Here is a 22566-nt window from a genome sequence, read left to right on the forward strand (position 1 = left end):
ATTCACTTGAAAGGAGGTGAGAACATGAAAAAGATCAATGCTATTGAAGAGGTGTCCGAGCAGGAACTAAAGGACTTAGCAGGTGGTGCCGGCGAGCAACCAGGTACACATCCTTCTATCACAATCCCTATTTCTGCTGCCATGTGCCCTACGACAAAATGTGCTTCTATCGTCAAACCTTGTAATGACTAATTTTACATGGTAGGTAGGAAAAATACGAAATACATTTAAAAAGGAGATGGAAATATGAAAAAGATCAACGCTATTGAAGAGGTATCCGAGCAGGAACTAAAGGACTTAGCAGGTGGTGCTGGCGAGCAACCAGGTACACATCCTTCTATCACAATCCCTATTTCTGCTGCCATGTGCCCTACGACAAAATGTGCTTCTATCGTCAAACCTTGTAATGACTAAATTTACATAGGTAGATAGGACAATTTCAAAATATTATTTAAAAAGGAGATGGAAATATGAAAAAGATCAACGCTATTGAAGAGGTATCCGAGCAGGAACTAAAGGACTTAGCAGGTGGTGCTGGCGAGCAACCAGGCACACATCCATCCATTACAATCCCTATATCTGCAGCAATGTGTCCAACTACGAAGTGTGCTTCTATCGTGAAACCTTGTAACGACTAAACGGTTTACTATTCGGATGTGTAGCCTCTACACATCCGATTACTTTATCAAAGGAGGAATCCTCAATGACAACCCTTAATCGAACCCAGATAGAAAGCTCCTATACCCGTGACATATTTGACCAGAATGACGTTTTTACCCCTTTCCTAGAACAGGTGATAGTAAAATTTGAAAATAAGATTAAAGAAGAAATAAATTCCTTACCTTCTTTCCATATAGACGAGGACTCAGTTCTGCAGTCTATACTAAAGTCCTATAAGAAGAAAATAAAAGAGGTAAGCGATAAAACGATTATTTTTGAATTTCACGAAACCTTTGAAGAGTTAGACCCACAGAATAATCGAAAATATTATGACGCTTTCAGCAAGGATCTCCAAGATAAATCCTTTATGAACTCCCTATTTCATAAATACCCTGTGTTACATACCAATATTAACCAAATTGAACGACAATATTTACATAACTGCCTCGCCATCCTTAAACGATTCCAAAGCGATTACATGGAACTGGAAGATAATCACGAGAATACAATAGGCAAACTACTCTCGATCTCGATGGATTTAGGAGACACTCACTGCGGAGGGAATACCGTAGCAAAACTGGAATGTGAACATACTGTCCTGATGTATAAACCCCGTTCTCTCCAGGCAGATAAACTATACGAAGAAATTACATCCTTCTTCAACAAGAAGAGTACCGTAGGCATCCAAACCGTGAACACGTTGGACAAGGGTTCCTATGGCTGGCAATCCTATGTCCCTCATCTGGACCTACAAACAAAAAAAGATGGACATCTCTATTACAAACGATTAGGCATGCAATTAGCATTTATCTATATGTTTCATGGATCCGATTTCCACTATGAGAATATTATTGCACACGAGTCCTCTCCCGTTATTATAGATTTAGAGACTCTCTTCCAACCATCAATGAACCTAGAAGGTACCGGATCCAAAACAAAGCATCTCATAGATCGCATTAATGAGACGGTATATAAATCTCTGTTTCTAAGCCATAGTACTTCCCCCGAAGACACTGACATGAACAATTACTATGGTCTTTCCAATGTAGAAGGACAACAATACCCTGAGGAGAGAATCCTACATGAGGGAACAGATGAGATATGCGTAAAAACTCAAACAGCAGAGATGGATAAAGGAACGAACCTCCCTGTTTTCCAAGATGAAGTACAGAACATCTTCGGTTATGAGGTAGATTTCCTAGAAGGCTTTGAAGAAGTGTATCTTTTTTTTCTACAGTACCAAGAAGAAATCACTGACATCTTAGAGGACTTCCCAAACTTCCCTCTCCGTCTTGTAATGAGACCAACCTATGTGTACACGAACTATCTCAAAGCACTGAGACATCCAAAATATCAAGTTTCATTTCAAGAAAGAGATCGCGTCCTATCTTTCTTAAAGGATTCCTACACCTCCTTCAAGGCATTTCAAGGCTTGATACCGCACGAGCTAGAGGACCTACAAAATCAAGATGTACCCTATTTCTACACCTATTTCAAAAGCTACGAGGTCTTCAACAGCCAAGGGGATATCATCAATCAAAATATTATTGAAAACAGTCCGATGCAGGAAGTTATGGATAGAATCCATTCTCTATCCTTAGAGGGATTGAGATACCAAATCCAATTGATCAACATGTCGTTAACGTCGTCATTTAATAATACGGATGCACCATCGACAAGTTTTGAAACCAATCATAAGTACTCCATCCCCCATAGCTATGAGAATATTATTGAAAAGGAAACCGAAGCCATCTGGCGGGAGCGATTAGAAGCGAATGACATGATACAATGGCTATCTCTTTCCGCCAATCCAAATGGAAATATCGTAGCTGGTCCCATTAGTTTTGGCTTTTATGATGGCCTAGCTGGAATTGCTTACTATTTAGCTGCTTATTCCAAACAATATCAAGCAGACAAATACCATTCTGCAGTAAAGCAATGTACGGAAACATTGCATCAAATGCTCCCTAACAGCATTTTGAAAAATAACCTTTCCGCCTATTATGGAATTAGTTCCTATGCCTATTATATGGAAAAGCTCTATGAGATGGGAATGACGACAGAGGAGGAAATAAGGAATAATCACACCAAGTACATAAAGACAGTACAGTCGCAGCTAATAGATACCCATACCAATGATTTTATCGGCGGATTGGCAGGGACGTTGAAAGTTCTCACAACCCTATGTAAGAATCACCAAACACCAGAGCTTGTGGAGACAGCACATTATGTCTACAGTCAATTGAAGGCGAGGATTATAGTAAATGAGGATGAGACGATGTATTGGCTCTCCGATTCTTTCCCTAACACCGTCCTTGCTGGTTTTTCCCACGGCTTAACGGGGATATGCTACGCCTTATCAGAATATGCAACGATTGTCGATAATCCAATTCGAAGAGAGATTGCAGACATCATCACGAAAACCCTAGCGTATGAAGACAAGCTATATGAGCCGGAAGAAAAGAATTGGCAGGATAATAGAAGCAATGATAAAGCTTTCTCAGCCCCTCTGTGGTGCCATGGCGCTGCAGGCATATTATTGGGTAGAGTAAAAATTCACGAAAACATAGGAGATCTTTGCACAGTGAACCATATTGAAGATGCTCTTTCCACCACCCTGAAGCAAGGGTATAACAACCAGCAAGGAAACTCCCTATGTCATGGGATTTTAGGCAATATTGATATCTTACTGGAGGTATCCCAAAAACCCAGCCTTAAAGCTCACAGAGAAGAAATTGAACAAACAATAGAAACATGGGTGCACCAGTTTTGGGAATCCATGATTAGACAAGGTTGGCACAGCGGGATTAGAGGAGACTATTCCAGTGTTGGGTTTATGCTAGGGAAAACGGGGCAGTTATATACTTTATTAAGATTAAATAATCCTTCTCTTCCCTCCGTTCTATTACTGGATTAAATACGAATGCAATAACCTGCTAGGTTATTGCATTCTCAGGCTGTCGAGAAAGTCTCGACAGCCTTATTTACTTCTTTTTACTTTCATTATTCACCGCGTTAATTTGTTATAATAGTTATATATTCTCTAACGAGACGAGTATCGACACTATAAATCAAACCCAGAAAAATGTAAGGATTGCCCTTTACTCGCGCGGTGCACACAGAATCAAAAACACCAAAAAACCGTTACACGTCATGTGTGGGAAGGAGCCAAAGAGCAGGTTCGGTTGAACCGTCTATCTAATGAAGGTAAGTGGATATATCGAATGAGAAAAGAGAAAGTGGAGCGTAGCTTCGCAGATTCAAAAGAACTGCATGGGCTGCGTTATTGTCGCCTGCGCGGAAAAGAAAATGTGCGCGAACAGGCGTTACTGACAGTTGCCTGTCAGAACATGAAGAAGATTGCCCTTCACCTATCAAGGGTGAGTTAGGTGAAGGAGAGTCTTTTTCGGTGAAGGGCTGGCAAATACCAGGAGACTCCTGCGGAAAAACGGGCGATCCGAGACCCCCGAGTGTGGGTTTCACGAGGAGGCTCGGGCGTTCGTCCGCGGAAAGCGAGTGGTATTTGCCAGCCCGCATACATGAAAAAAGCTTGTAGGAAACAAGGGGGTTTGGTTTCTCTACAAGCTGCGAATGCAATAACCTGCTAGGTTATTGCATTCTAACATGCTTTGAGAATTAGCTCTAACAACAATAATACACCAAGCGTAACCTCTGCTTTTGTAGGTTTATCACTAGTTTTGGCATATAGTGTCGAATGAGCTAGTAATCGCTTACAGTTTCTTCGAAGTTCTGTTACGTTTAATAGTAAAGAAATCCATTTGCGTATCACTTCACTTTAATCCATGAAAAGGAGAGGGATTGTATGGAACTAGATCAGCTAGAGCTTTCACCATCAACCGACGATGTACAGAAGGAGAACAAAACGAAACCATACTTAACGGCACTGATAGGTTGGAGTATTCAAGCTATTGAAGCCGCTTCTCGTTTAAATCGACCATTTGTTGTGGTCGGTCCTTCTGATTTTGAATCTGTCGCTGAAAAGCACGATATAAAGTTTGTCGGGTGGGATTTCAGCAGATTGAATGAAGGGTCAGACCAGCTATACAAACAATTGAAAGCAATGGGAGTAGAGCTTGCGGTACCTCTTTATGAAGAATGTGTAGAGTGGGCTGGTGCGCTAAACGCCCGTTTTCGAGAGGATCCAAAAGTCTTTAACCGTTCGTTATTGTTACGGGACAAAGGCATGATGAAGCGAAAAGCCCAAATATCCGGTATTAAAGTGGGGGTATTTGAAGAAGCACATGACAAGGAAGACGTGAAACGGTTCCTGAAACGTGTAAATGAAGCATTGCTTAAAATAGACGGCGACCTACTCGATCCTATTCATGTAAAGCCTTTAGACAAGGCTGGCTCTGTAGGTCATCTTGCTATTAGTCAGCTAGAGGATATCGACCAGCTTCACGACGTTGATTTCCCACTCCTTATGGAGAGTCATCTAGATGGGCAGGAATTCTCCTGCGAGGCCTTCGTGCATAACGGTAAGGTACGCTTCTTGAATATTACGGAATATATTCGATTAGGGTATTCCAACTTTGTTCCAGCATCCCCTTCCTTAGAGCGGAAGCGTCCTATCATTGAAAAAGCCATTCAAGATTTAGTTGACGCCTTCGAAATTGAATATGGTGTAATCCATCCGGAGTATTTCATCGCACAAGATGGTTCCCTGCACTTTGGAGAAGTAGCTGCACGAGTGCCGGGTGGTCACATTTTTGAATTAATAGAACGGGCATATGGGTTTAGTGCTTATGAGGCTCAAATTCTATGTAGTGATCCAAATACAACAGAAGAAGAGCTTAGCAGCTTCTTCCCTGACCCCTCCTCAGAAGCAGAAGGATTCGCGGGCTGTTTAATGGTTCACCCCAACCAGGATTATGTAGAAGACTTAACGATTCCAGAGGAATTAGAGCAGCATCCTTATTTTGAAAAGCACGATATGTTCACCCCGCCGCAAGGAAAGGTAGCTGAACGGATCGGCTTTGGTAATCACTACGGTACAATCTTTTTCTATGGAGAAGATAGTGAAGAAATGACTCGCTTATTAAAGATGTACGAGGAATACAATTTTTATCGCTAAGTCTCGATATAAAGGAGAGTAGATATGTCCTTACCAACGGATGTAATAGTGGATCGGTTTGAACGAGCGCTAGATAAATTAGAGGACGCCCCTCCATTCGCTAAGGCGAAATACCAAACAGATGTATATCAGGAAGCGCAGCGCTTAATAAATATGAACAATGGGTTTGAACACTTATTTCAATATGCCCATCGCTTTGATCAAAGCGGTGTATTCCAGGATGGCCCATGGGAGCTTGCTGAAAAGCTACAAGCTCCTCTAGTTTCTGGATCTTTAAAAGCTAAAGGTATCCCAATGATTATCGAAGTATTGAGTGAGCTTAGAATGCTATCTATTGCCAAGCAAACGTTTCAGCATGAAAAGGTCTCTGCCGATATGGCAGAAGATTTTCTAAATGAGGTGCTGGCTTTGAATCTCCACCTCCTATTTCCAAATGCAACAGAAAGTGCGCGCATGGAAAAGCATGAAAATGATGAGCTTGCCAGCCGGATGTTTCAATTTCTTGCAGAATATTTATCTACAGAGGAATTAACCAAAACACTCATTGCAGAAATAGACCGCCTGACTGCACAACGTCCCATTATGATCAAACGGATTGTTTCTATAATTAAAATGGCAAAAGAAATGTTAAGCTCCAACATGAAACAATCCCATAAAGAGGATTTAAAGCGTTACATAGACGCTATAGAAGGACCTTCAGCCCTTTCGGTGGAGCACAAGAATGTGAATACCTACCGAGCGGCACTAAAGGACTTAACGAGAAATGAGCTGATTACAGAAAGTGTTGCCCTGGCAACCTCTATGCGGGAAACTGGGTTGGTCTCCCCTCATCACGCTACATTGGTTCGTTTTCTAAGCAAGAAAATGCCAAATATTTTGCCGTACGCCCTTCAGTTGAATTCCAAAGGCATAGCCAACCTGGAGGAGAATCATGAATTGGTGATCCAGCTCATTAAAGTAGCCGTCTTCCCAGCAACAAGGCAGTCTGTATTCGGACTGGCGCTCATGCTCGAGAGAGGAGTTCTTTCCTCGTCCCCTGTTGCACCTGGTCTACGGCGCCTGATTGAATTAGACATCCGCCCAGATGTTCGAAAGGCGTTATATGAAACGACTTCGAACGGAGAAGGAGTTACTGCCAATAGTATTCTTGTAGCTGGAACGATTATGGTGCTCGGGCAGCCATTAGGCGTGGGACAGGGTTTTAATCCGACGTGTCAGGCTGCAAGAGGAATTAGCTTATGGGCTCAGCACGCCCCTGGCTTCTTGCTCGAGATTATTCCAAGGGCTGCTCGTGATGGAGATCTTGATTTCACTTTTGAGGGGGCCGCCATTCACTCGAAAGGCTTACAAGGAGGATTAGCGTCTGAGCTGCATAAGGAACTCGATCCAGTTTCACTCGTGCTCGTTCCCCATTTAGATAAACTGTATAGTGAAATGATGTCTAGAGTGGCCTTAAGAGGAGAAGATGGCCATCGATGGGTAAACCCAGCCTTCTATGGAAATTGGGTACAAAAAGGATTTAGTACAGTTATTGATCCTATTACAAATTACATTCATGATTATCCAGGATTTGTAAGGTTATTTTACGCTACTCATCACCCGGAATATAACGACGATTATGAATTAATCTATCCTAACCCAGTTGGTATTTTCATTACGAACGTACACGGAAAGCTGCTCGGCTTCCATGCTGTTTCTATTATTCGGATTGACAAGGACCCTGTTGGCCGCTATCGTGTCTATTTCTACAACCCAAATAACGATAGCTCCCAAAACTGGGGACAGGGTATCGAGCCGACCGTGAAAGGAAATGGAGAGCAAGAAGGAGAATGCTCTCTCTTGTTCCACGAGTTCACGTCCCGATTATATGCTTTCCATTACAATCCCTACGAGCAAGGAGAAGCATACGCGGTCGAATCAGACATTGTAAGCACCGTGACCCAGCTGGCCAAAGAAAGCTGGGGGAAAGATTATACGTGGATTTAACATACCTAAAAGGTCTGGCTCTAATTAGAGCCAGACCTTTTTTAGAAATCAGAACCAATGGGACCGGATACATTCAATATCACACATTCATCACGGTTTTTGTTTTATCCACAATACGAACGGCTTTCCCCTGAGAGCGTGGCACACCTTTTGGCTCCTTTACCGTTACATCTACTGAGATCAAACAACGGCTTTTCATTAATTGCCGGATCTTTCTGGAAAGCTCTGCTACTGCTGGAGCTTTCATATCACCATGGACATGTTCATAGAAAGCATCTCCTACCTCTACTTGCAGCTCTACTGTTTGCATGCTTCCCTTTCGGTCAATATGTAGCTGATAATGAGGAACTATTTCTTCCACTGTTAGCAAATAATGCTCCATTTCTGAAGGGAACACATTTACTCCCCTAATAATAAGCATGTCATCTATTCGCCCTTTTACACGGGACATTCGTTTGGTAGTGCGACCACACAGGCATGGTTCTGTCGTAACAGACGCTATATCCCCTGACCGATATCGTATAATAGGAAAGGCCTCCTTCGTCAGGCTTGTAAATACAAGCTCGCCATCCTCCCCCTCTGGAACAGGCTGTTGCGTTTCAGGATCTAATACCTCCACAAAGAAATGATCCTCTGCGATATGAAGGCCATCCTGTGCTTCATGACATTCCATGGACACACCTGGTCCCATCACTTCACTTAAGCCATATATATCACAAGCCTTCATATCAAATATCTCTTCAATTGTACGCCGCATTTCTTCTGACCATGGCTCCGCACCTAGTACTCCGTATTGAATTGAAGTTTCTCTAGGATTCTTTCCTAATTCTCGCATACGTTCTGCAATATTTAACAAATAGGAAGGAGTTCCACAAATAACGGAAGGTTTAAAGTCCTCAATAAGCATGATTTGCCGGTCTGTATTTCCGCCTGACACAGGCACAGTAACCATACCGAGTTCTTCTCCGCCATAATGAAGTCCAAGCCCGCCAGTAAATAAACCGTACCCGTACGCATTATGCAGCACTTCCCCAGGGTTTCCCCCAGCAATTTTTATCGCACGGGCTACCAGTTCTGACCACATCTTGATATCATTTTTAGTATAGCCCACTACGGTAGGCTTGCCACTAGTACCAGACGAAGCGTGAAGCCGGACAACATCTTTCTGATCAGCTGCAAACATTCCAAATGGGTAGTGCTCTCTTAATTCCTTTTTATGGGTAAAAGGCAGCTTTGTTATATCCTCTAGAGATTGAATATCTCCCGGCTGTACTCTCGCTTCATCAAAGGCTTCTCGATAATACGGCACTTTTTCATATACTTTGGCTACCGTTTTCTGTAGCCCCTCTAATTGAATGGTTCTCATTTCTTCTTTTGAAGCGCTTTCATTTTTGTGCAACAACATACTTCTCCCTTCCCCCTCCAATAATCTTGTCCGAAAGATGAAATAGAACTCCATATACCACATATTATACGAACACATTTAAAATCGTCATATTAATTATTACTCTACTCTCGTGCAAACGAATAGTCAATAACTTTTAGAAAATTCATTCTATTTAACTGCACCATAAAAAATCCTGACGCATGCATCTCTTCCGTCAGGATTTCATCTTTTTATTTATAAGGATTGCAAATACTGATCCACTACATGGTTAAAGCCTTCACTTTCCTCTAAAAATGGGCAGTGACAGCTGTTTTCAAATATTTGGAGTCGGGCATATGGCAGCTGCTCTAATAAGTGTTCCCCAGCTGCCATGGGGATTAGCTTTTCTTCCTTCCCAAAGCACAGAAGCGTTGGAACGGTGATATGAGGTAAATAAGGACGACAATCAATGATAGATTGATCGAATAGGATGGCGCTAGCGATAGATGCAGGAACTTTTGTTGTTTCCTCCAGCATCCAATTCAGCTCGGCAGCTGGGAGTGCTTCCTTAAACATTAATGGCAAGAACCCCTCTAACAAGGCTCGCTGATTGGTTTGCATATCTCTCATGAGTCCTGTTAGAGCTTCTATATCAAAAGCACCTATTTCAAAGTCGTTCCATTTAAAATCCGAGGCTAGCTCATCTACTACAACTGATGCTCGAATATTGTTTTCTCCAAACTGATGAAAATATTCCCAAATCACAAAGGCTCCCATGGACCAGCCGACGAGAGTAACGTCAGTGAGCTCTAGCTTTTCTATACACTCGTGTAAATCCTTCGCGTATTGGGCAATGGTATGACCATTTTCTGTTTTAGATGATTGACCATGGCCACGCAGGTCTATGGCTATAGCATGGTAATCCTCTGCAAAATAGGGTAATTGCTTATGAAAAAAACGACTGCTCATCCACACACCGTGTACAAAAAGAATTGGCTTCCCCGTACCACTCTCTTCATAATATAGCTTTGCTCCATCTCGCAATTCTATTTCAGGCATACAAACTCCCCCTTCAGGATGGATACCGTTCCATACACTATACGCAATAAGAGGTAGAGCTATTCTTTAGATACAGTTAAGTGAATCGTCTTCACGGTCATTAGGTGCATATCTCAAATGTATAAACGCCTTAACCTCCATGCCCGAACACTCCTCCACTGTAATTCCATTATAAAACCAAAAGCCCAGCATATCAGCTGGGCTTTACCTCATTCTTTTATAATGATACTTTCAAACGGTGCTAGCTTTTTGTGCTGGAAGGATTGTTCGGTGTCATTATGGTTCATGACCATTCTATATTTCTTTCCTTCTGCCTCTCTTGTGACTACTTCCACCCCATCTGGTGAAGGCTCGTGAGGGATGTGATGCTGTGTGAGGATGTGCTGGACGATTTTTCGTAATCCTCCTACCTCTATCCCCCCACCAATGTAGTAGGCATGTCCTTCTCCGAATGTATTCCTTGTGACGGCTGCATAGGAATCATAGAAAGCATCCTCGTATCGATATACTACCTCTGCTTCTTCTGGTACAATCATATCTCGCCAGATGGATATATAGCTTTCCACCTCGGCAAGGTCGTGCTCACCTTTGATAGGTAAGCAATGCTCAGCAGTGAGCGACTCTATTTCCTCGACGCGAATTCCAGTTAAATCAGCTATAGGCCCAGGCAAAGGGGTACCAAAGTAAATCGCATTATCTTTGTCTTTTAACCCTGCTCGGAAGGAGAAAAGTACGGTTCCGCCTTCCTTTGTAAACTGTTTTAGACGACTGGCGAGCTCTTCGGAAAGTATTTGCATGACTGGTACTAGCACAACCTTGTAATCAGCAAGGTCACGATCAGCTGGAATAACATCAATAGAGGCATTTAGGTCATAAAATGGCTGATAGAGCCGTAAAAGCTCTTCGGTAAAATCAAAATCTTTGCTTTGAATTTGAGAGCGCCACGACCAGATATTGTCGTAATCATAAAGGACTGCGATTTGTGATTGTATGGGAGCATTTAATAACGATTCTTCTTCTTTCATCGTTCCAAATACGGATTGAACCTCTCGATATTTGCGACCATATGTATTATCGTGATCGACTACACCGTAGCAAAATTGCTCAGCCCCTCTTGTCATGCCTCTCCAGCGAAAATACAGCATGTTCGAGCAACCATGAGCAAATGCTTGATAAGACCACAGCGCTGCCTGGTTAGGACGAGGGAGATAGCCAATTACGTCATGTCCTTGAGCTCCCATTAGCTCTTCCACAATCCAGAAATGCTGTCCCTTCAGACCTCTGTTAAAATCATGGGTCATAGCGATAGCTGCTGGAGTAATAGGCTTCTCCAATCCTCCCCACACCGGATAATTGTCATAGGATACGAAATCCATCGGACGCAGGTTTTCCTCATGGTCAAACCACTTATCGAAAAATCCACCCGATACATTCGTGGTTACTTGCTGGTGTGCTCCCTTTTCTTCCTGCACGATAGCTGTCATTTGATGTGCATAGCTATTTAAGGAATACGAACGAAAGCGGGCCCAGTCTAATTTCAACCCAGGGTTATGAGTTGTAATAGTCGGGGTAGGTGCTGGGATTTCTGAGAATGCATTGTAGGTCTGTCCCCAAAAAATGGTTCCCCACCGCTCATTCAGCTCTTCTATTTGTGTATATTTTTGCTGTAGAAAGCTTTGAAAAGCAGTATGACATTCCTCGCAATAGCACTGATCGCTGCCCTCGTGGCCAAACTCGTTATCCACCTGCCAAACAACAATGGAGGGATCATTCGCATAATGCTGTACAAGCTCTCTTGTGATTCTGGCACTATACTCTCTATACACCTTTGAATTAAAGCAATACTGCCGCCTTCCGCCAAATGCTTGAACAGTTCCGTATTCGTCCTCTGCCAAAATAGAAGGATATTTATTTGCAAGCCAGGCTGGGAAGGTAGCCGTTGGCGTTCCAAACATCACCTTAAGCCCGTGCGCCTTGGCCCTTTCAAGAACGTAATCAAAGAAGGAAAAATCGAATTCCCCCTCCCTAGGCTCCATTCTGTGCCAGGCAAATTCTCCAATACGTATCATGTTTGCTCCCATATGGACAATGCCGGTTAAGTCCTCTTCCATTTGCGCATCTGGCCAATGCTCTGGATAATAATCTACGCCAAAATAATTCATGCTAGCCCACCTACTTCCATTGAAAATGTCCACGTATATGATCCATTTACTGGTATATAGGATACCTTATTGATTTTCTCTGCTACATACACATCATCATATACTCCTGTGCAAGGCTCTAGTGCAAAGTTGTAATCTCCTCTATATCCTCCATTGGTTTTCCAAACACCAAGATAAGGCACCTTTTCTAGAGGGAATCGGTAGATGAGCTGACGTTGTATATCCGTTTGCTCCACACCACACCATCCCTCCTGTAATGTATTTACGAAATAAAACTTCTCTATCGTTTGGTCTTCTCTTTGTGCTACGAGTGAGAGGTCGTGCTCTTCCCCTGTCTGTAAAGATGTAGTGATAGGGTAAGAATGATGCGTCCCCCACTCCCCCAAATGCAAGGAGGCTGCATCTACTGACATAACCTGATCCATTCCGGATGGTACACGAATTTTAGAAGCCTCTGTACTATTTAGTAAGGCATGAGGAGTCCAAATGAATGGAAAGGCTTTTTTTCCTAAGTTCACTGCTTCATAGGAAAACGTTAGGCTATTTTCCTCTAAGCTGACCTTTTTACGCAGTGAATATGGAAAGACAGGGCTCGATACTTCCATATAGAGTGTTTCTCCCACTGTTTCCACGTGCCAAGGTAACGTCCAAACCTCTCCATGATCAGGAATTTCCTTCCAATCATTTGGGTGTGGCCCTCTATCAATGCCTGGGAACATTTCATCAAAACCACTAGAATCGTATTCAGGGAAGGCTGCTCCGTATGGAGGCACAGTTAACGCTTCTCCCTTGCTTTGGAACAACCACTCATATGCAGCCTGCTTATCATAATAGCTCGCAAGCTTCCCTCCATATTCCGGTAAAAACGTACACCTCAAGTATTCGTTCTCTAGTACGTACGCTTGTATGCCTTTAAATTGCTCATTCCTAATCATGCATGGATACCTCTTCGCTCACTGTTTTTAGAAATCTATGAAATGCTGCTCGTCCTTCTTCCGTTCGCTTGAACACCCCAGCATGCTCCAGCACTTCGGAAAAACGGCGGCCGATTTCCTCTTGGAGGATCTCTTCCACATCTTCTGTTGCCGAAGCTTTGTCATTAAAAATTTCCTTCGCCCACGGAACGTGCTTTGCAAGCTCCTCTGATTGAAGAGCTGCGCCATCCAATTCTCCATCTTTAATATATGCTGCCATTTGTTCCATTTCCGTTAATAGACGACCTGGGAGCACAGCCAGCCCCATTACTTCAATTAAACCGATATTTTCTTTCTTAATGTGATGGACATGCTGATGAGGATGAAAAATGCCCATTGGATGCTCTTCACTCGTCCGATTATTGCGCAGCACTAGATCTAACTCATATTCCTCGCCTCGCCTACGACCAATTGGTGTAATCGTATTATGAGGTTCCCCATTCGTTTCCGCATATACCTCTACAGAAACGTCTGAATAGCTGCGCCACACGTTTAATACAATAGCTGCCAGTTCACTGACTCTTTCGCGGTTTGGCCCCTTTAAGCGTAAGACAGACATTGGCCAGCGTACTATTCCTGCCTTGATATCCTCATATCCAGTAAACGTAAAAGCCTGATCTATTGGGGCTTTCGCCATCGGAAACTCATGGTGCCCCCCTTGAAAATGATCATGGCTTAAGATGGATCCACCCACAATAGGTAAGTCAGCGTTGGATCCTACAAAATAATGAGGAAACTTCTCGGTAAATTCTAATATCCTATCAAATCCTGATTTAGAGATTTTCATCGGCCGGTGCTCTTCAGAAAGCAATATGGCATGCTCGTTATAATACACGTACGGAGAATATTGAATATACCATTGCTCCTGTGTTAATTCTACTGGAATGACCCTATGGTTATCACGAGCAGGGTGATCTAGACGCCCAGGATACCCTTCGTTTTCCTTGCATAATAAACAGGCTGGATATTGATGCCCTTGATTGCTTCTAGACGCAGCTATCGCTTTAGGGTCCTTTTCTGGCTTTGATAAATTAATAGTGATTTCGAAGTTTCCGTATTCTGTAGCACTGAACCAGTGTTTATTTTTAGCTATTCGGTCTGTTTTAATATAATAGGAGGATTTGGATAATTGATAGAAATATTCTGTCGCTGCTACAGGCCCCTCCCTTTTATACACCTCTTCGAATTTCTTAATAACCTGGGAGGGATAAGGCATAAGCTTATCCATTACTTTAGCGTCGAACAAATCCCTTTCTGTAATGGAACTATCCTCTATTACATCATGCTCCGCGGCATAGTCTAATAGACGATGGAGGATAGGTACGACGTCTTCAATTGGTTGGTTCGAAGCGGAAGATGACTCCGGATCATAGTCCCGTAACTCAAACAAATGTAATAATTGATTGCGAACGTAGTCCATATCCCACCTACTAATAAGCTCCTGCTCTATACCGTACTGTACTAACAGGTCGATATCATGATATATGTTGGTCATGTCCATCCCTCCTTTAATTGGCATAGCCGTTTGGATGTTTCTGATACCAATCCCAGGCTGATTCTATCATTTGTTCTACCTGAGCATACTGTGGAACCCAGCCGAGCTCTCGCTTCGCTTTCTCTGAGGATGCCACCAATTTCGCAGGGTCTCCTGCTCTTCGAGGCGCGACTTCTGCCGGAATTTCGTGTCCTGTCACCTTACGAACCGCATCTACTACTTCTTTAACCGAAAAGCCCTGACCGTTACCTAGATTGTAGGTAGCACTTTGTGCTCCGTCTTGGAGCTTTCGAACAGCCAAAATATGCGCGTCTACTAAATCCGTGACATGAATGTAATCTCGGATGCATGTCCCATCTGCGGTAGGATAATCATCTCCGAACATGAGAATCTTGTCCCGTTTCCCCTGAGCTACCTGCAATATGATTGGAATTAGATGTGTTTCCGGTCGGTGGTCCTCACCTAATCTACCCTTTGGATCCGCTCCTGCTACATTAAAATAACGGAACACAATGGAGCGAATCCCATGAGCTTGTTCTGCCCACATGAGCATTCTTTCAATGGCACGCTTGGTTTCCCCGTATGGGTTGGTAGGCGCTGTTGCATCTGATTCCTGGATCGGAATTTGATTAGGCTCTCCGTATGTTGCTGCCGTTGAGGAGAAGACAATCTGCAACACATCGTGCCTGGCCATGACCTTTAGAAGGGTAATAGCTCCGTACACGTTGTTATCATAATATTTCAAAGGGTTTTCGACACTTTCTCCAACGAGTGAATTGGCAGCGAAATGCATAACACTATCAATCTCATTTTCTGCAAACACTCTCTCGAGAAAGCCTTCTTCCCGCATATCCCCTTGATAGAAAACAGCTCCTTCGATAACGGCTTCTTCATGGCCTGTTTCTAGACTATCCACCACTATTACATCTTCCCCTTGATCGATGAGCTCTGCAACAGCATGGCTGCCAATGTAGCCAGCCCCACCACATACTAAAATACTCATATTGTCACTCCTTCCGTTAATTTCTTTGCTCCATCACTTACATTTACGACGTAGAAATCTGCATGAAGACCAGTCTGGTTAAAATATTTCCTGCCCACTGCTTTCATATATCGTTCTATATCGTTTTTCTTTACGATACTAATGGTACATCCGCCAAATCCTGCTCCCGTCATCCGGGCACCTAAAGCTCCCTCTTCCCACGATGCTTCTACTAGCGCGTCTAATTCCTTCCCCGTCACTTCATAATCATTTCGGAGCGATAGATGAGATGCGTTCATTAAATTTCCGAACCCTTTAATATCACCAGCTTTCAGCTTATTAACCGCTTCTATAGTGCGAAGATTTTCATAGACGGCGTGACGTGCTCGTTTACGGTCTGCCTCCTGCTTGATATGTGGACTTAACCGTTCAAACTCCTCAGAAGATAAGTCTCCAAGGGAGGCAATATCAATATGCTGTTGAAGCTCTACTAATGCACGCTCACACTCTTCTCGACGTGTATTATAAGCAGAGTCAGCTAGACCCCGTTGTTTATTGGTATTAGCTATAACGAGTACTTCGTCCTCAAGATGGATGGGACTATACTGATACTCTAACGTCTGGCAATCTAGTAATAGGGCATGGTCCTGCTTTCCCATTCCAATTGCAAATTGGTCCATAATCCCGCAGTTGACTCCGACAAATTCATTCTCTGCTCGCTGGGCAATTTTCACAAGCTCCGTCATACTCAGCTCTAGTTCATTAAAATCTCTCAACAGAACACAGGTTGTCAGCTCAATAGATGCGGAAGAGGATAGACCGGCTCCATTTGGAATATTGCCGTAGAATACTACATCCGCTCCATTCTCGAGGCTATATCCGCTTTCTATTAAAGTCGCGGCTACCCCTTTTGGGTAATTGGCCCAATCATGATTAGAATCAAAGGTCAGTCTATCCATATTGACCTCTACAACACCTAACGATTGGAAATTCGTTGAATACAATCGCAATGTTCGATCTGTTCTTTTTCTTGCAGCTGCATATGTCCCAACATCTAGAGCACATGGAAAAACATGACCTCCATTGTAATCAATATGCTCTCCTATCAAGTTCACTCGACCAGGAGCAAAGAAATATTGAATAGCGGAGCCTTCTCCAAATATAGCTTGAAATGTTTCTGCTAAATTCATTTCTATCACCTAACCCTTTTCAATGGAAAGACAGCCAAATAAATGGGTACACTTATATGGCTGTCAAGTCAGTTTGTGTATTATTCAGCATGGAGAACCCATACTTTAGAGGCAAAGTCTCCTGTTTCTTCAATGCCGCCTGGTTGTGTTCCAGCATAATCAAGGCCGATATTTACCCCAATATGCATCAATTCATCACCGAAGTGATTAGCTGCTATCCCAGAATCCAGCTCCCAGATACTTGCCTCGAAAACGCTGTAAGACTTAGATGGGTCTAAACCTTTGAAAGGTAACCGTCTAAAACCGTCATTTGGACGTGCTAGAATTTGATAGTAACCCGCTAATGCTTTGGTTTGATCCTTAGAAACGACCATCCACGCCGTTTCATTTTGACTCCCCTCAAAAGGAGAAATAAGTCGGTAAAAATCGCCGTTCTGAATTAGCTCTCTATGCTCCTTGTAGAAGCTGATTTGCTGCTGTACTGCTCGTTTTTCCTCTGCACTCATCCTCGTAACGTCCAGTTCGTACCCAAACATACCGAAAAACGCTACATCTCCTCTTGTCTTTAAAGAAGTAATTCGTTTCACCTGGTGGTTTGGTACTTCTGATACGTGGGCGCCCATTGAGCTGAGCGGATACACCACAGAAGTTCCATATTGGATTTTCAACCGTTCCACTGCGTCCGTATCATCACTCGTCCACGTTTGGGGGGCATAGTAGAGCATGCCTGGATCAAAACGCGCCCCACCACTCGCACACGATTCAAATAATACATTAGGAAATGCGGAGGTTAATTTATCGTATAATTCATACACTCCTAGAATGTAACGGTGGGATACCTCTTTCTGCTGCTCAGCTGGAAGGGAGCGGGAACCGATTTCAGTCATATACCGATTCATATCCCATTTCACATAATCAATGTGTGCTTCTTCTAACAGAACAGCCATTTGACGATAAATATAATCCACTACTTCTGGTCTGGAAAAGTCCAATATATATTGGTTTCTACCATGGGACATCGCCCGATCAGGTACTGAAATAAGCCAGTCTGGATGTGCTTCATACAATTCACTTACCTTGGAAACCATTTCAGGTTCAAACCATAACCCAAATTGTAACCCTAAATCCTTGATTTTCGCTGAGAGCCCTTTTATTCCATTTGGAAGCTTCCGCTCATCAACAAACCAATCTCCAAGGGAGGTCTTATCGTTATCCCGCTTACCAAACCAGCCATCGTCCAACACAAATAGCTCTACCCCTAGCTCTTTCGCCTCAGAAGCAATGTCTAATATCTTCTCTTCATTAAAATCAAAATAGGTAGCTTCCCAGTTATTTAGCAGTACAGGTCTAGCCTGATCTCGCCATTGCCCCTTCGCAAGACGATTCCGATAAAGCTCATGATAGGTTTGACTCATCCCATTCATACCTTGATCTGAATAAACCATCACTGCTTCCGGGGTCTGGAAGCTTTCCTGCGGATGTATATTCCAGGAGAAATCAAACGGGTTGATCCCAATGGAAGCACGAGCAACATCATAGTGATCCACCTCAACCTGAGCAAGGAAATTTCCACTGTACACTAGACTAAAGCCATATACATCCCCTATCGTTTCCGTCGCCTCTGGTCGTTTCAATGCAAAAAAAGGATTCTGCTGGCTAGAGCTAGTCCCTCTCGTACTGCTAATGGATTGCACGCCGCTCTCTAGGAATCGCTCTTTCACATGACGCTCTCTGGACCAGCTCCCAGATAATTGCACCATTTCATATTGAGCATCATGAAAATCTATACTGGCACTTAACGCTCGCTCTAATTGAATAGTCTGTTCACTATGATTTACAAGCTTCGCGGACCTCGTAATAACGGAATAATCACGATAAATTGTGTAAAACAGCACTAAGTCCGCATTCATTACTTCATCATGTAAATAAAGCTCTAACGTTTCGGCTTCGTCTTCCTTCTCCGTATAGGTGGCAGGTAATCCATCTAGTTCAGGTTTCCCTGTACGTACACGGTAGGATTGATACGTGAAGTCGCTGATACGGCTTCCATTTTCCTGTTCCACATGAAGAGCAGGGTAACGATAATCTGTCGTTCCATATACAGGATACTCCTGCTGAACTAAATCAAGGGAGAAATTCAAATCTCCTTCATACACATAGGAGGTACCTGCTCGTTCCCCATCCTGATAAAGATGGGAAAAATCCTCGCGATGATGCAGTCTCTTACCAAAAAACAGATGACCGACATGACCGTTCCTTAATATATGGGAGATGTAGCTAATATGCTTATTCTGCAAATGAAATTGTCCTAGTTGTTCATTTACCTTTATCATACTCATATAATCCGCTCCTTTCGTGCTAAATAACTCTTTCTTACCCTTTCACCGAACCTGACGCTAGACCTTGTATAAAGTACTTTTGTAAGAATAGGAATAATACGACCATTGGAAGCATTCCGATTAGGGAACCAGCCGCAACTAAGCCAACATCATTTGAATATTGAGAGAAGAACTTAGACAGGGCTACCGTTATGGTCTGTGCCTCCGTTTCCTGTAGGAAGAACACGGAGAATTGGTAATCATTCCACACGAACATCCCAGTAATAATAATGACGGATGCTGTAACTGGCTTCAGAAGCGGGAAAATGATTCTGAAGAATATTTGAAAGCGATTGGCTCCGTCAATCATAGCTGATTCATCCAATTCCTTCGGGATGGTAGATCGAATAAAGCCTGTATATAAGAAGATAGTCAGTGGCATCCAGAAGGATATGTGCACGAGCACTACCGCCCAAATCGTATTCATTCCTCCAATGTCTACTATAAATTTATATAACGGTACAAGGATGGTTAACGGAGGAACAATCATAATCGCCACAAACGCAATATACATAAATCGATTCAATTTGCTAGCTACCCTAGCCAACGGATAAGCTGCTAGGGAACCAAGGACAATAAGCAAGCTTATAGAAATAACCGTAATGACCACGTTGTTGAAAATAGCTGTTCCCATATTGGCCTGGACCCAGGCATCACTGAAATTAGAAAAGTCTACATAATCTGGGAAAGTCCATTTAGAACTACTGTCACTTTCCTTTTTAAACGAAGTAGTTAAAAGGATATAAAACGGGATAATGTGCAACAGGGCAACAGATATACCAAGCACCGTCCACATGTGTGTTTTTTTGTTCATTACGCCTCTACCTCCTTGCGACGAAGATATACAAGAGCTGTCATACTAATAATGACAATAATAAAGAACATCAGGTTCCCTAAAGATGCGGCATAGCCAGCATCCTGCCGTGCGAAGTAAAGCTGGTACATCATCGTAGATAGGGACTGAGATGCGTACCCTGGTCCGCCGTTTGTCATCGCGATAATAACGTCAAATAGCTTTAATCCATTGATTAAATTGATGACGATATTAATGGTGATGGAAGGCATTAATAGCGGCAGAGTTATTTTCTTAAATTGCTGCCAGGCAGATGCTCCGTCCAAACGAGCTGCTTCATAGTAATCCTTAGAAATACCTTGTAGTCCTGCAAGATATATAATCATTGCAATCCCAAGGAACTGATACGTATTCACAAACGTAATAATCCACACATTCACATCAGGGTTCCCTAGTAAATTAGCAGGTTCAAATCCAAATAAGGTAATAACATCATTTAGTGCACCACCGTTATATTGGAAAATAAAATACCAGATATATCCCATAATCAGCGGACTGATAATAACAGGTAAATACACTACTGTCCGTGTCACAGCACGGAATTTCATGCTTTGATTTAAAAGAAGAGCATACAATAACCCAATTCCGTTCTGTAAAATAGTGCTTCCAATTCCGTAAATAAGTGTATTCTTTACAATTAACCACGTATTAGGATCGGTGAACATCCTTGTGTAATTGTCAATCCCAATCCAGTTCATGGTTGGAGAGTACCCATTCCAATTCGTAAAGGAGATTCGAACACCATTTAAAAACGGGTAGATGATGAACACGGATAATAGAATAATGACCGGTACATAAAGCCAATTAATATGGAACTTAGGTCTGCTGCTTGCTAAGTTTTTAGCCATCCTCTAGCCACCTTTCAACTGCTAGAGTAAAAAAGGGCACACGCCCCTTTTTTACTCCTTCTGCTCTTCCTGAGAGCTTAATCGATCTACTTCCTCTTCCATTTTCTTAGAATACTCTTCTGGAGTTATAGATCCAGACAACACTTCCTGACCTAATGTAGTCATTACATCCCACATGCCATTTGGAAGGTACACTCGGTCGAAATAAGGGTAGACTCGAACATCAGAATACTTCTCGTAATATTCTTGGTACATACTGTCCGCTTCTACATCCCCAAGTCCAGCTGGTAGTCCAGAAGCTTCCGCCATTTTCTTAGCGTTTTCTGGCTGAGCGAAGAATTGTAATAGTTTCTTAGATTCCTCTTTCATCTTACTATCCTTCCATACACCTAATGTGTAGCGCTCTCCACCTACGAATGTCGGCTCGTCTCCTTCATGTATAGCTGGAATTGGCATTAATCCCGCTTCCACATCCTCGTTTATTTTCTTTGCTTCCGTTACGAAGGAAGGAGGATACATCGCGAATGCAATTTTATTTTCCGCGAACAAGCGTGGACCATCAGAATATTTAGCCGTTAGAACATCCTTATTAATATATCCCTTATCATACATCTCCTTGAATTTCTCAGGTAAGTATGTCCATTTAGACCAATCAAAGTTACGATTTAACAGCTCTTCACTGTAATCGTTTTGTTCGTCACTGATTAATAATGGAGTTGCAAAGTAGTCAAAGTATTGCCCCAAAGTCCAAGGGTCTGAACCAGCGAAGAAGAACGGAGAAACCTCTCCATCGCTTTCTTCCGTGATTTTTTTGGAAGCCGCCATTAGCTCATCAAATGTCTTAGGAACTTCTATGTTATATTTCTCTAGAACTTGTTTATTATAGGAAATACCTTCTTTTGCTTCGTTTAGCGGTAATGCATATACCTTACCATCATCATCTGTCAACACTGGTTGAATCGTTTCGGATAAATCAGATACCCAAGGTTCCTCACTAAGGTCAGCAAGGAAATCTCCGTATCGAATTTTAGCCCAGCCGTGGGTGTCGAAAATATCTGGCATATCATTAGCCGCCATCTTTACTTTCAATAGATTCTCATACTCTCCTCCAGGAAAGTTCGTTTCTACCTTTATGTCTTCATTTTCTTTCTCAAAATCAGAGATAATTTCCTTCATAGTCTCTTTTACATTCTCATCAGAAATGGTGGAAAATAACGTAATCGTATTTCCATCTCCCCCTGATCCTTCAGCTCCATTTGAGCAACCAGCTAACGCTGCACTCAACACAACGAAAAGCAACACACTAAACATCTTCTTCACTAGTAATTCCCCCTTATAAGTTTAGCTGCCTCACAACTTAATAAAATAAATTAATTAACTTACCCATAAGTTATCACACAATTCGCATTTGTGAAAGCGTTTTTTTACATATTTCCTTAGAAAATTGTACTAAGTCGCTTTAAATCGCTTGATGGAAATAGTACATGAATATCTTTATTAATTAAATTAATTTACATA

The 22566-nt window shown here is 42.6% G+C and carries 18 protein-coding genes and 1 pseudogene; 7 read left to right on the plus strand and 12 right to left on the minus strand.

Annotated features, from left to right (window positions below; translation table 11 throughout):
- Positions 1-24: 24 nt before the first annotated feature.
- The 5 genes and pseudogenes from ACFFGV_RS08365 to ACFFGV_RS08385 all read left to right on the plus strand — a co-directional run.
- Positions 25-192: a class II lanthipeptide, LchA2/BrtA2 family gene (locus ACFFGV_RS08365; protein WP_377346631.1), complete on the plus strand. Its 168-nt coding sequence runs from the start codon at positions 25-27 to the stop codon at positions 190-192.
- Between the two features lie 54 nt (positions 193-246).
- Positions 247-414: a class II lanthipeptide, LchA2/BrtA2 family gene (locus ACFFGV_RS08370; protein ID WP_377346631.1), complete on the plus strand. Its 168-nt coding sequence runs from the start codon at positions 247-249 to the stop codon at positions 412-414.
- Positions 415-470: 56 nt separating this feature from the next.
- Complete coding sequence (locus ACFFGV_RS08375; protein WP_377346631.1) at positions 471-638, plus strand: class II lanthipeptide, LchA2/BrtA2 family; 168 nt, start codon at positions 471-473, stop codon at positions 636-638.
- Between the two features lie 65 nt (positions 639-703).
- On the plus strand, positions 704-3577 hold the full coding sequence (gene lanM / locus ACFFGV_RS08380; RefSeq protein ID WP_377346633.1) for a type 2 lanthipeptide synthetase LanM: 2874 nt from the start codon (positions 704-706) through the stop codon (positions 3575-3577).
- Positions 3578-3707: 130 nt separating this feature from the next.
- Positions 3708-4049: pseudogene (locus ACFFGV_RS08385) on the plus strand (transposase); the annotation flags it as partial.
- Between the two features lie 230 nt (positions 4050-4279).
- Here ACFFGV_RS08385 and ACFFGV_RS08390 read toward each other — a convergent pair.
- Positions 4280-4450 carry a hypothetical protein gene (locus ACFFGV_RS08390; RefSeq protein ID WP_377346636.1) on the minus strand — a complete coding sequence of 57 codons (171 nt, stop codon included), beginning with the start codon at positions 4448-4450 and terminating at the stop codon, positions 4280-4282.
- A 33-nt stretch (positions 4451-4483) separates the two neighbouring features.
- On the opposite strand from ACFFGV_RS08390, the gene ACFFGV_RS08395 reads away from it, so the two are divergent.
- On the plus strand, positions 4484-5755 hold the full coding sequence (locus tag ACFFGV_RS08395) for an ATP-grasp domain-containing protein (protein WP_377346639.1): 1272 nt from the start codon (positions 4484-4486) through the stop codon (positions 5753-5755).
- A gap of 24 nt (positions 5756-5779) precedes the next feature.
- The gene (locus ACFFGV_RS08400; RefSeq protein ID WP_377346642.1) at positions 5780-7741 is read left to right on the plus strand and encodes a hypothetical protein; all 1962 of its coding nucleotides are present in this window, start codon (positions 5780-5782) and stop codon (positions 7739-7741) included.
- A 79-nt stretch (positions 7742-7820) separates the two neighbouring features.
- Here the strand turns inward: ACFFGV_RS08400 and ACFFGV_RS08405 are convergent, their stop codons facing one another.
- From ACFFGV_RS08405 to ACFFGV_RS08455, 11 genes are all read right to left on the minus strand, one after another.
- A complete protein-coding gene (locus ACFFGV_RS08405; protein ID WP_377346644.1) occupies positions 7821-9146 on the minus strand; it encodes a phenylacetate--CoA ligase family protein in 1326 nt (441 codons plus the stop codon).
- A 216-nt stretch (positions 9147-9362) separates the two neighbouring features.
- Positions 9363-10166, minus strand: coding sequence for an alpha/beta fold hydrolase (locus ACFFGV_RS08410; RefSeq protein ID WP_377346647.1), 804 nt, complete (start codon positions 10164-10166; stop codon positions 9363-9365).
- Between the two features lie 209 nt (positions 10167-10375).
- Positions 10376-12328, minus strand: a complete 1953-nt coding sequence (locus ACFFGV_RS08415; RefSeq protein WP_377346650.1) for a beta-galactosidase — start codon at positions 12326-12328, stop codon at positions 10376-10378.
- Positions 12325-13263 (minus strand): aldose epimerase family protein, encoded by a 939-nt coding sequence (locus ACFFGV_RS08420; protein ID WP_377346653.1) that lies wholly within the window; start codon positions 13261-13263, stop codon positions 12325-12327. The genes ACFFGV_RS08415 and ACFFGV_RS08420 overlap by 4 nt, the downstream gene beginning before the upstream one ends.
- Complete coding sequence (gene galT, locus ACFFGV_RS08425) at positions 13256-14803, minus strand: UDP-glucose--hexose-1-phosphate uridylyltransferase (protein WP_377346656.1); 1548 nt, start codon at positions 14801-14803, stop codon at positions 13256-13258. Before galT ends, ACFFGV_RS08420 begins: the two co-directional genes overlap by 8 nt.
- A gap of 7 nt (positions 14804-14810) precedes the next feature.
- The gene (gene galE / locus ACFFGV_RS08430) at positions 14811-15800 is read right to left on the minus strand and encodes a UDP-glucose 4-epimerase GalE (protein WP_377346659.1); all 990 of its coding nucleotides are present in this window, start codon (positions 15798-15800) and stop codon (positions 14811-14813) included.
- A complete protein-coding gene (locus ACFFGV_RS08435; protein ID WP_377346662.1) occupies positions 15797-16969 on the minus strand; it encodes a galactokinase in 1173 nt (390 codons plus the stop codon). Before ACFFGV_RS08435 ends, galE begins: the two co-directional genes overlap by 4 nt.
- Positions 16970-17049: 80 nt before the next feature.
- Positions 17050-19302: an alpha-galactosidase gene (locus ACFFGV_RS08440; RefSeq protein ID WP_377346839.1), complete on the minus strand. Its 2253-nt coding sequence runs from the start codon at positions 19300-19302 to the stop codon at positions 17050-17052.
- Between the two features lie 40 nt (positions 19303-19342).
- Positions 19343-20161 (minus strand): carbohydrate ABC transporter permease, encoded by an 819-nt coding sequence (locus tag ACFFGV_RS08445; RefSeq protein ID WP_377346665.1) that lies wholly within the window; start codon positions 20159-20161, stop codon positions 19343-19345.
- Positions 20161-21048 (minus strand): carbohydrate ABC transporter permease, encoded by an 888-nt coding sequence (locus ACFFGV_RS08450; protein ID WP_377346668.1) that lies wholly within the window; start codon positions 21046-21048, stop codon positions 20161-20163. The genes ACFFGV_RS08445 and ACFFGV_RS08450 overlap by 1 nt, the downstream gene beginning before the upstream one ends.
- 51 nt (positions 21049-21099) lie before the next feature.
- The gene (locus tag ACFFGV_RS08455) at positions 21100-22359 is read right to left on the minus strand and encodes an ABC transporter substrate-binding protein (RefSeq protein WP_377346841.1); all 1260 of its coding nucleotides are present in this window, start codon (positions 22357-22359) and stop codon (positions 21100-21102) included.
- Between the last annotated feature and the right edge of the window lie 207 nt (positions 22360-22566).

The sequence above is a fragment of the Pontibacillus salicampi genome (assembly GCF_042434395.1).
Taxonomy (GTDB): Bacteria; Bacillota; Bacilli; order Bacillales; family BH030062; genus Pontibacillus; species Pontibacillus salicampi.

Coding starts and splice junctions, on each gene's coding strand:
- ACFFGV_RS08365 (WP_377346631.1), top strand. CDS start 25: ATGAAAAAGATCAATGCTATTGAAGAGGTGTCCGAGCAGGAACTAAAG.
- ACFFGV_RS08420 (WP_377346653.1), bottom strand. CDS start 13,263: ATGATTAGGAATGAGCAATTTAAAGGCATACAAGCGTACGTACTAGAG.
- galT (WP_377346656.1), bottom strand. CDS start 14,803: ATGGACATGACCAACATATATCATGATATCGACCTGTTAGTACAGTAC.
- ACFFGV_RS08395 (WP_377346639.1), top strand. CDS start 4,484: ATGGAACTAGATCAGCTAGAGCTTTCACCATCAACCGACGATGTACAG.
- ACFFGV_RS08375 (WP_377346631.1), top strand. CDS start 471: ATGAAAAAGATCAACGCTATTGAAGAGGTATCCGAGCAGGAACTAAAG.
- ACFFGV_RS08445 (WP_377346665.1), bottom strand. CDS start 20,161: ATGAACAAAAAAACACACATGTGGACGGTGCTTGGTATATCTGTTGCC.
- ACFFGV_RS08405 (WP_377346644.1), bottom strand. CDS start 9,146: ATGTTGTTGCACAAAAATGAAAGCGCTTCAAAAGAAGAAATGAGAACC.
- galE (WP_377346659.1), bottom strand. CDS start 15,800: ATGAGTATTTTAGTATGTGGTGGGGCTGGCTACATTGGCAGCCATGCT.
- ACFFGV_RS08370 (WP_377346631.1), top strand. CDS start 247: ATGAAAAAGATCAACGCTATTGAAGAGGTATCCGAGCAGGAACTAAAG.
- lanM (WP_377346633.1), top strand. CDS start 704: ATGACAACCCTTAATCGAACCCAGATAGAAAGCTCCTATACCCGTGAC.
- ACFFGV_RS08400 (WP_377346642.1), top strand. CDS start 5,780: ATGTCCTTACCAACGGATGTAATAGTGGATCGGTTTGAACGAGCGCTA.
- ACFFGV_RS08410 (WP_377346647.1), bottom strand. CDS start 10,166: ATGCCTGAAATAGAATTGCGAGATGGAGCAAAGCTATATTATGAAGAG.
- ACFFGV_RS08435 (WP_377346662.1), bottom strand. CDS start 16,969: ATGAATTTAGCAGAAACATTTCAAGCTATATTTGGAGAAGGCTCCGCT.
- ACFFGV_RS08455 (WP_377346841.1), bottom strand. CDS start 22,359: ATGTTTAGTGTGTTGCTTTTCGTTGTGTTGAGTGCAGCGTTAGCTGGT.
- ACFFGV_RS08450 (WP_377346668.1), bottom strand. CDS start 21,048: ATGGCTAAAAACTTAGCAAGCAGCAGACCTAAGTTCCATATTAATTGG.
- ACFFGV_RS08415 (WP_377346650.1), bottom strand. CDS start 12,328: ATGAATTATTTTGGCGTAGATTATTATCCAGAGCATTGGCCAGATGCG.
- ACFFGV_RS08440 (WP_377346839.1), bottom strand. CDS start 19,302: ATGATAAAGGTAAATGAACAACTAGGACAATTTCATTTGCAGAATAAG.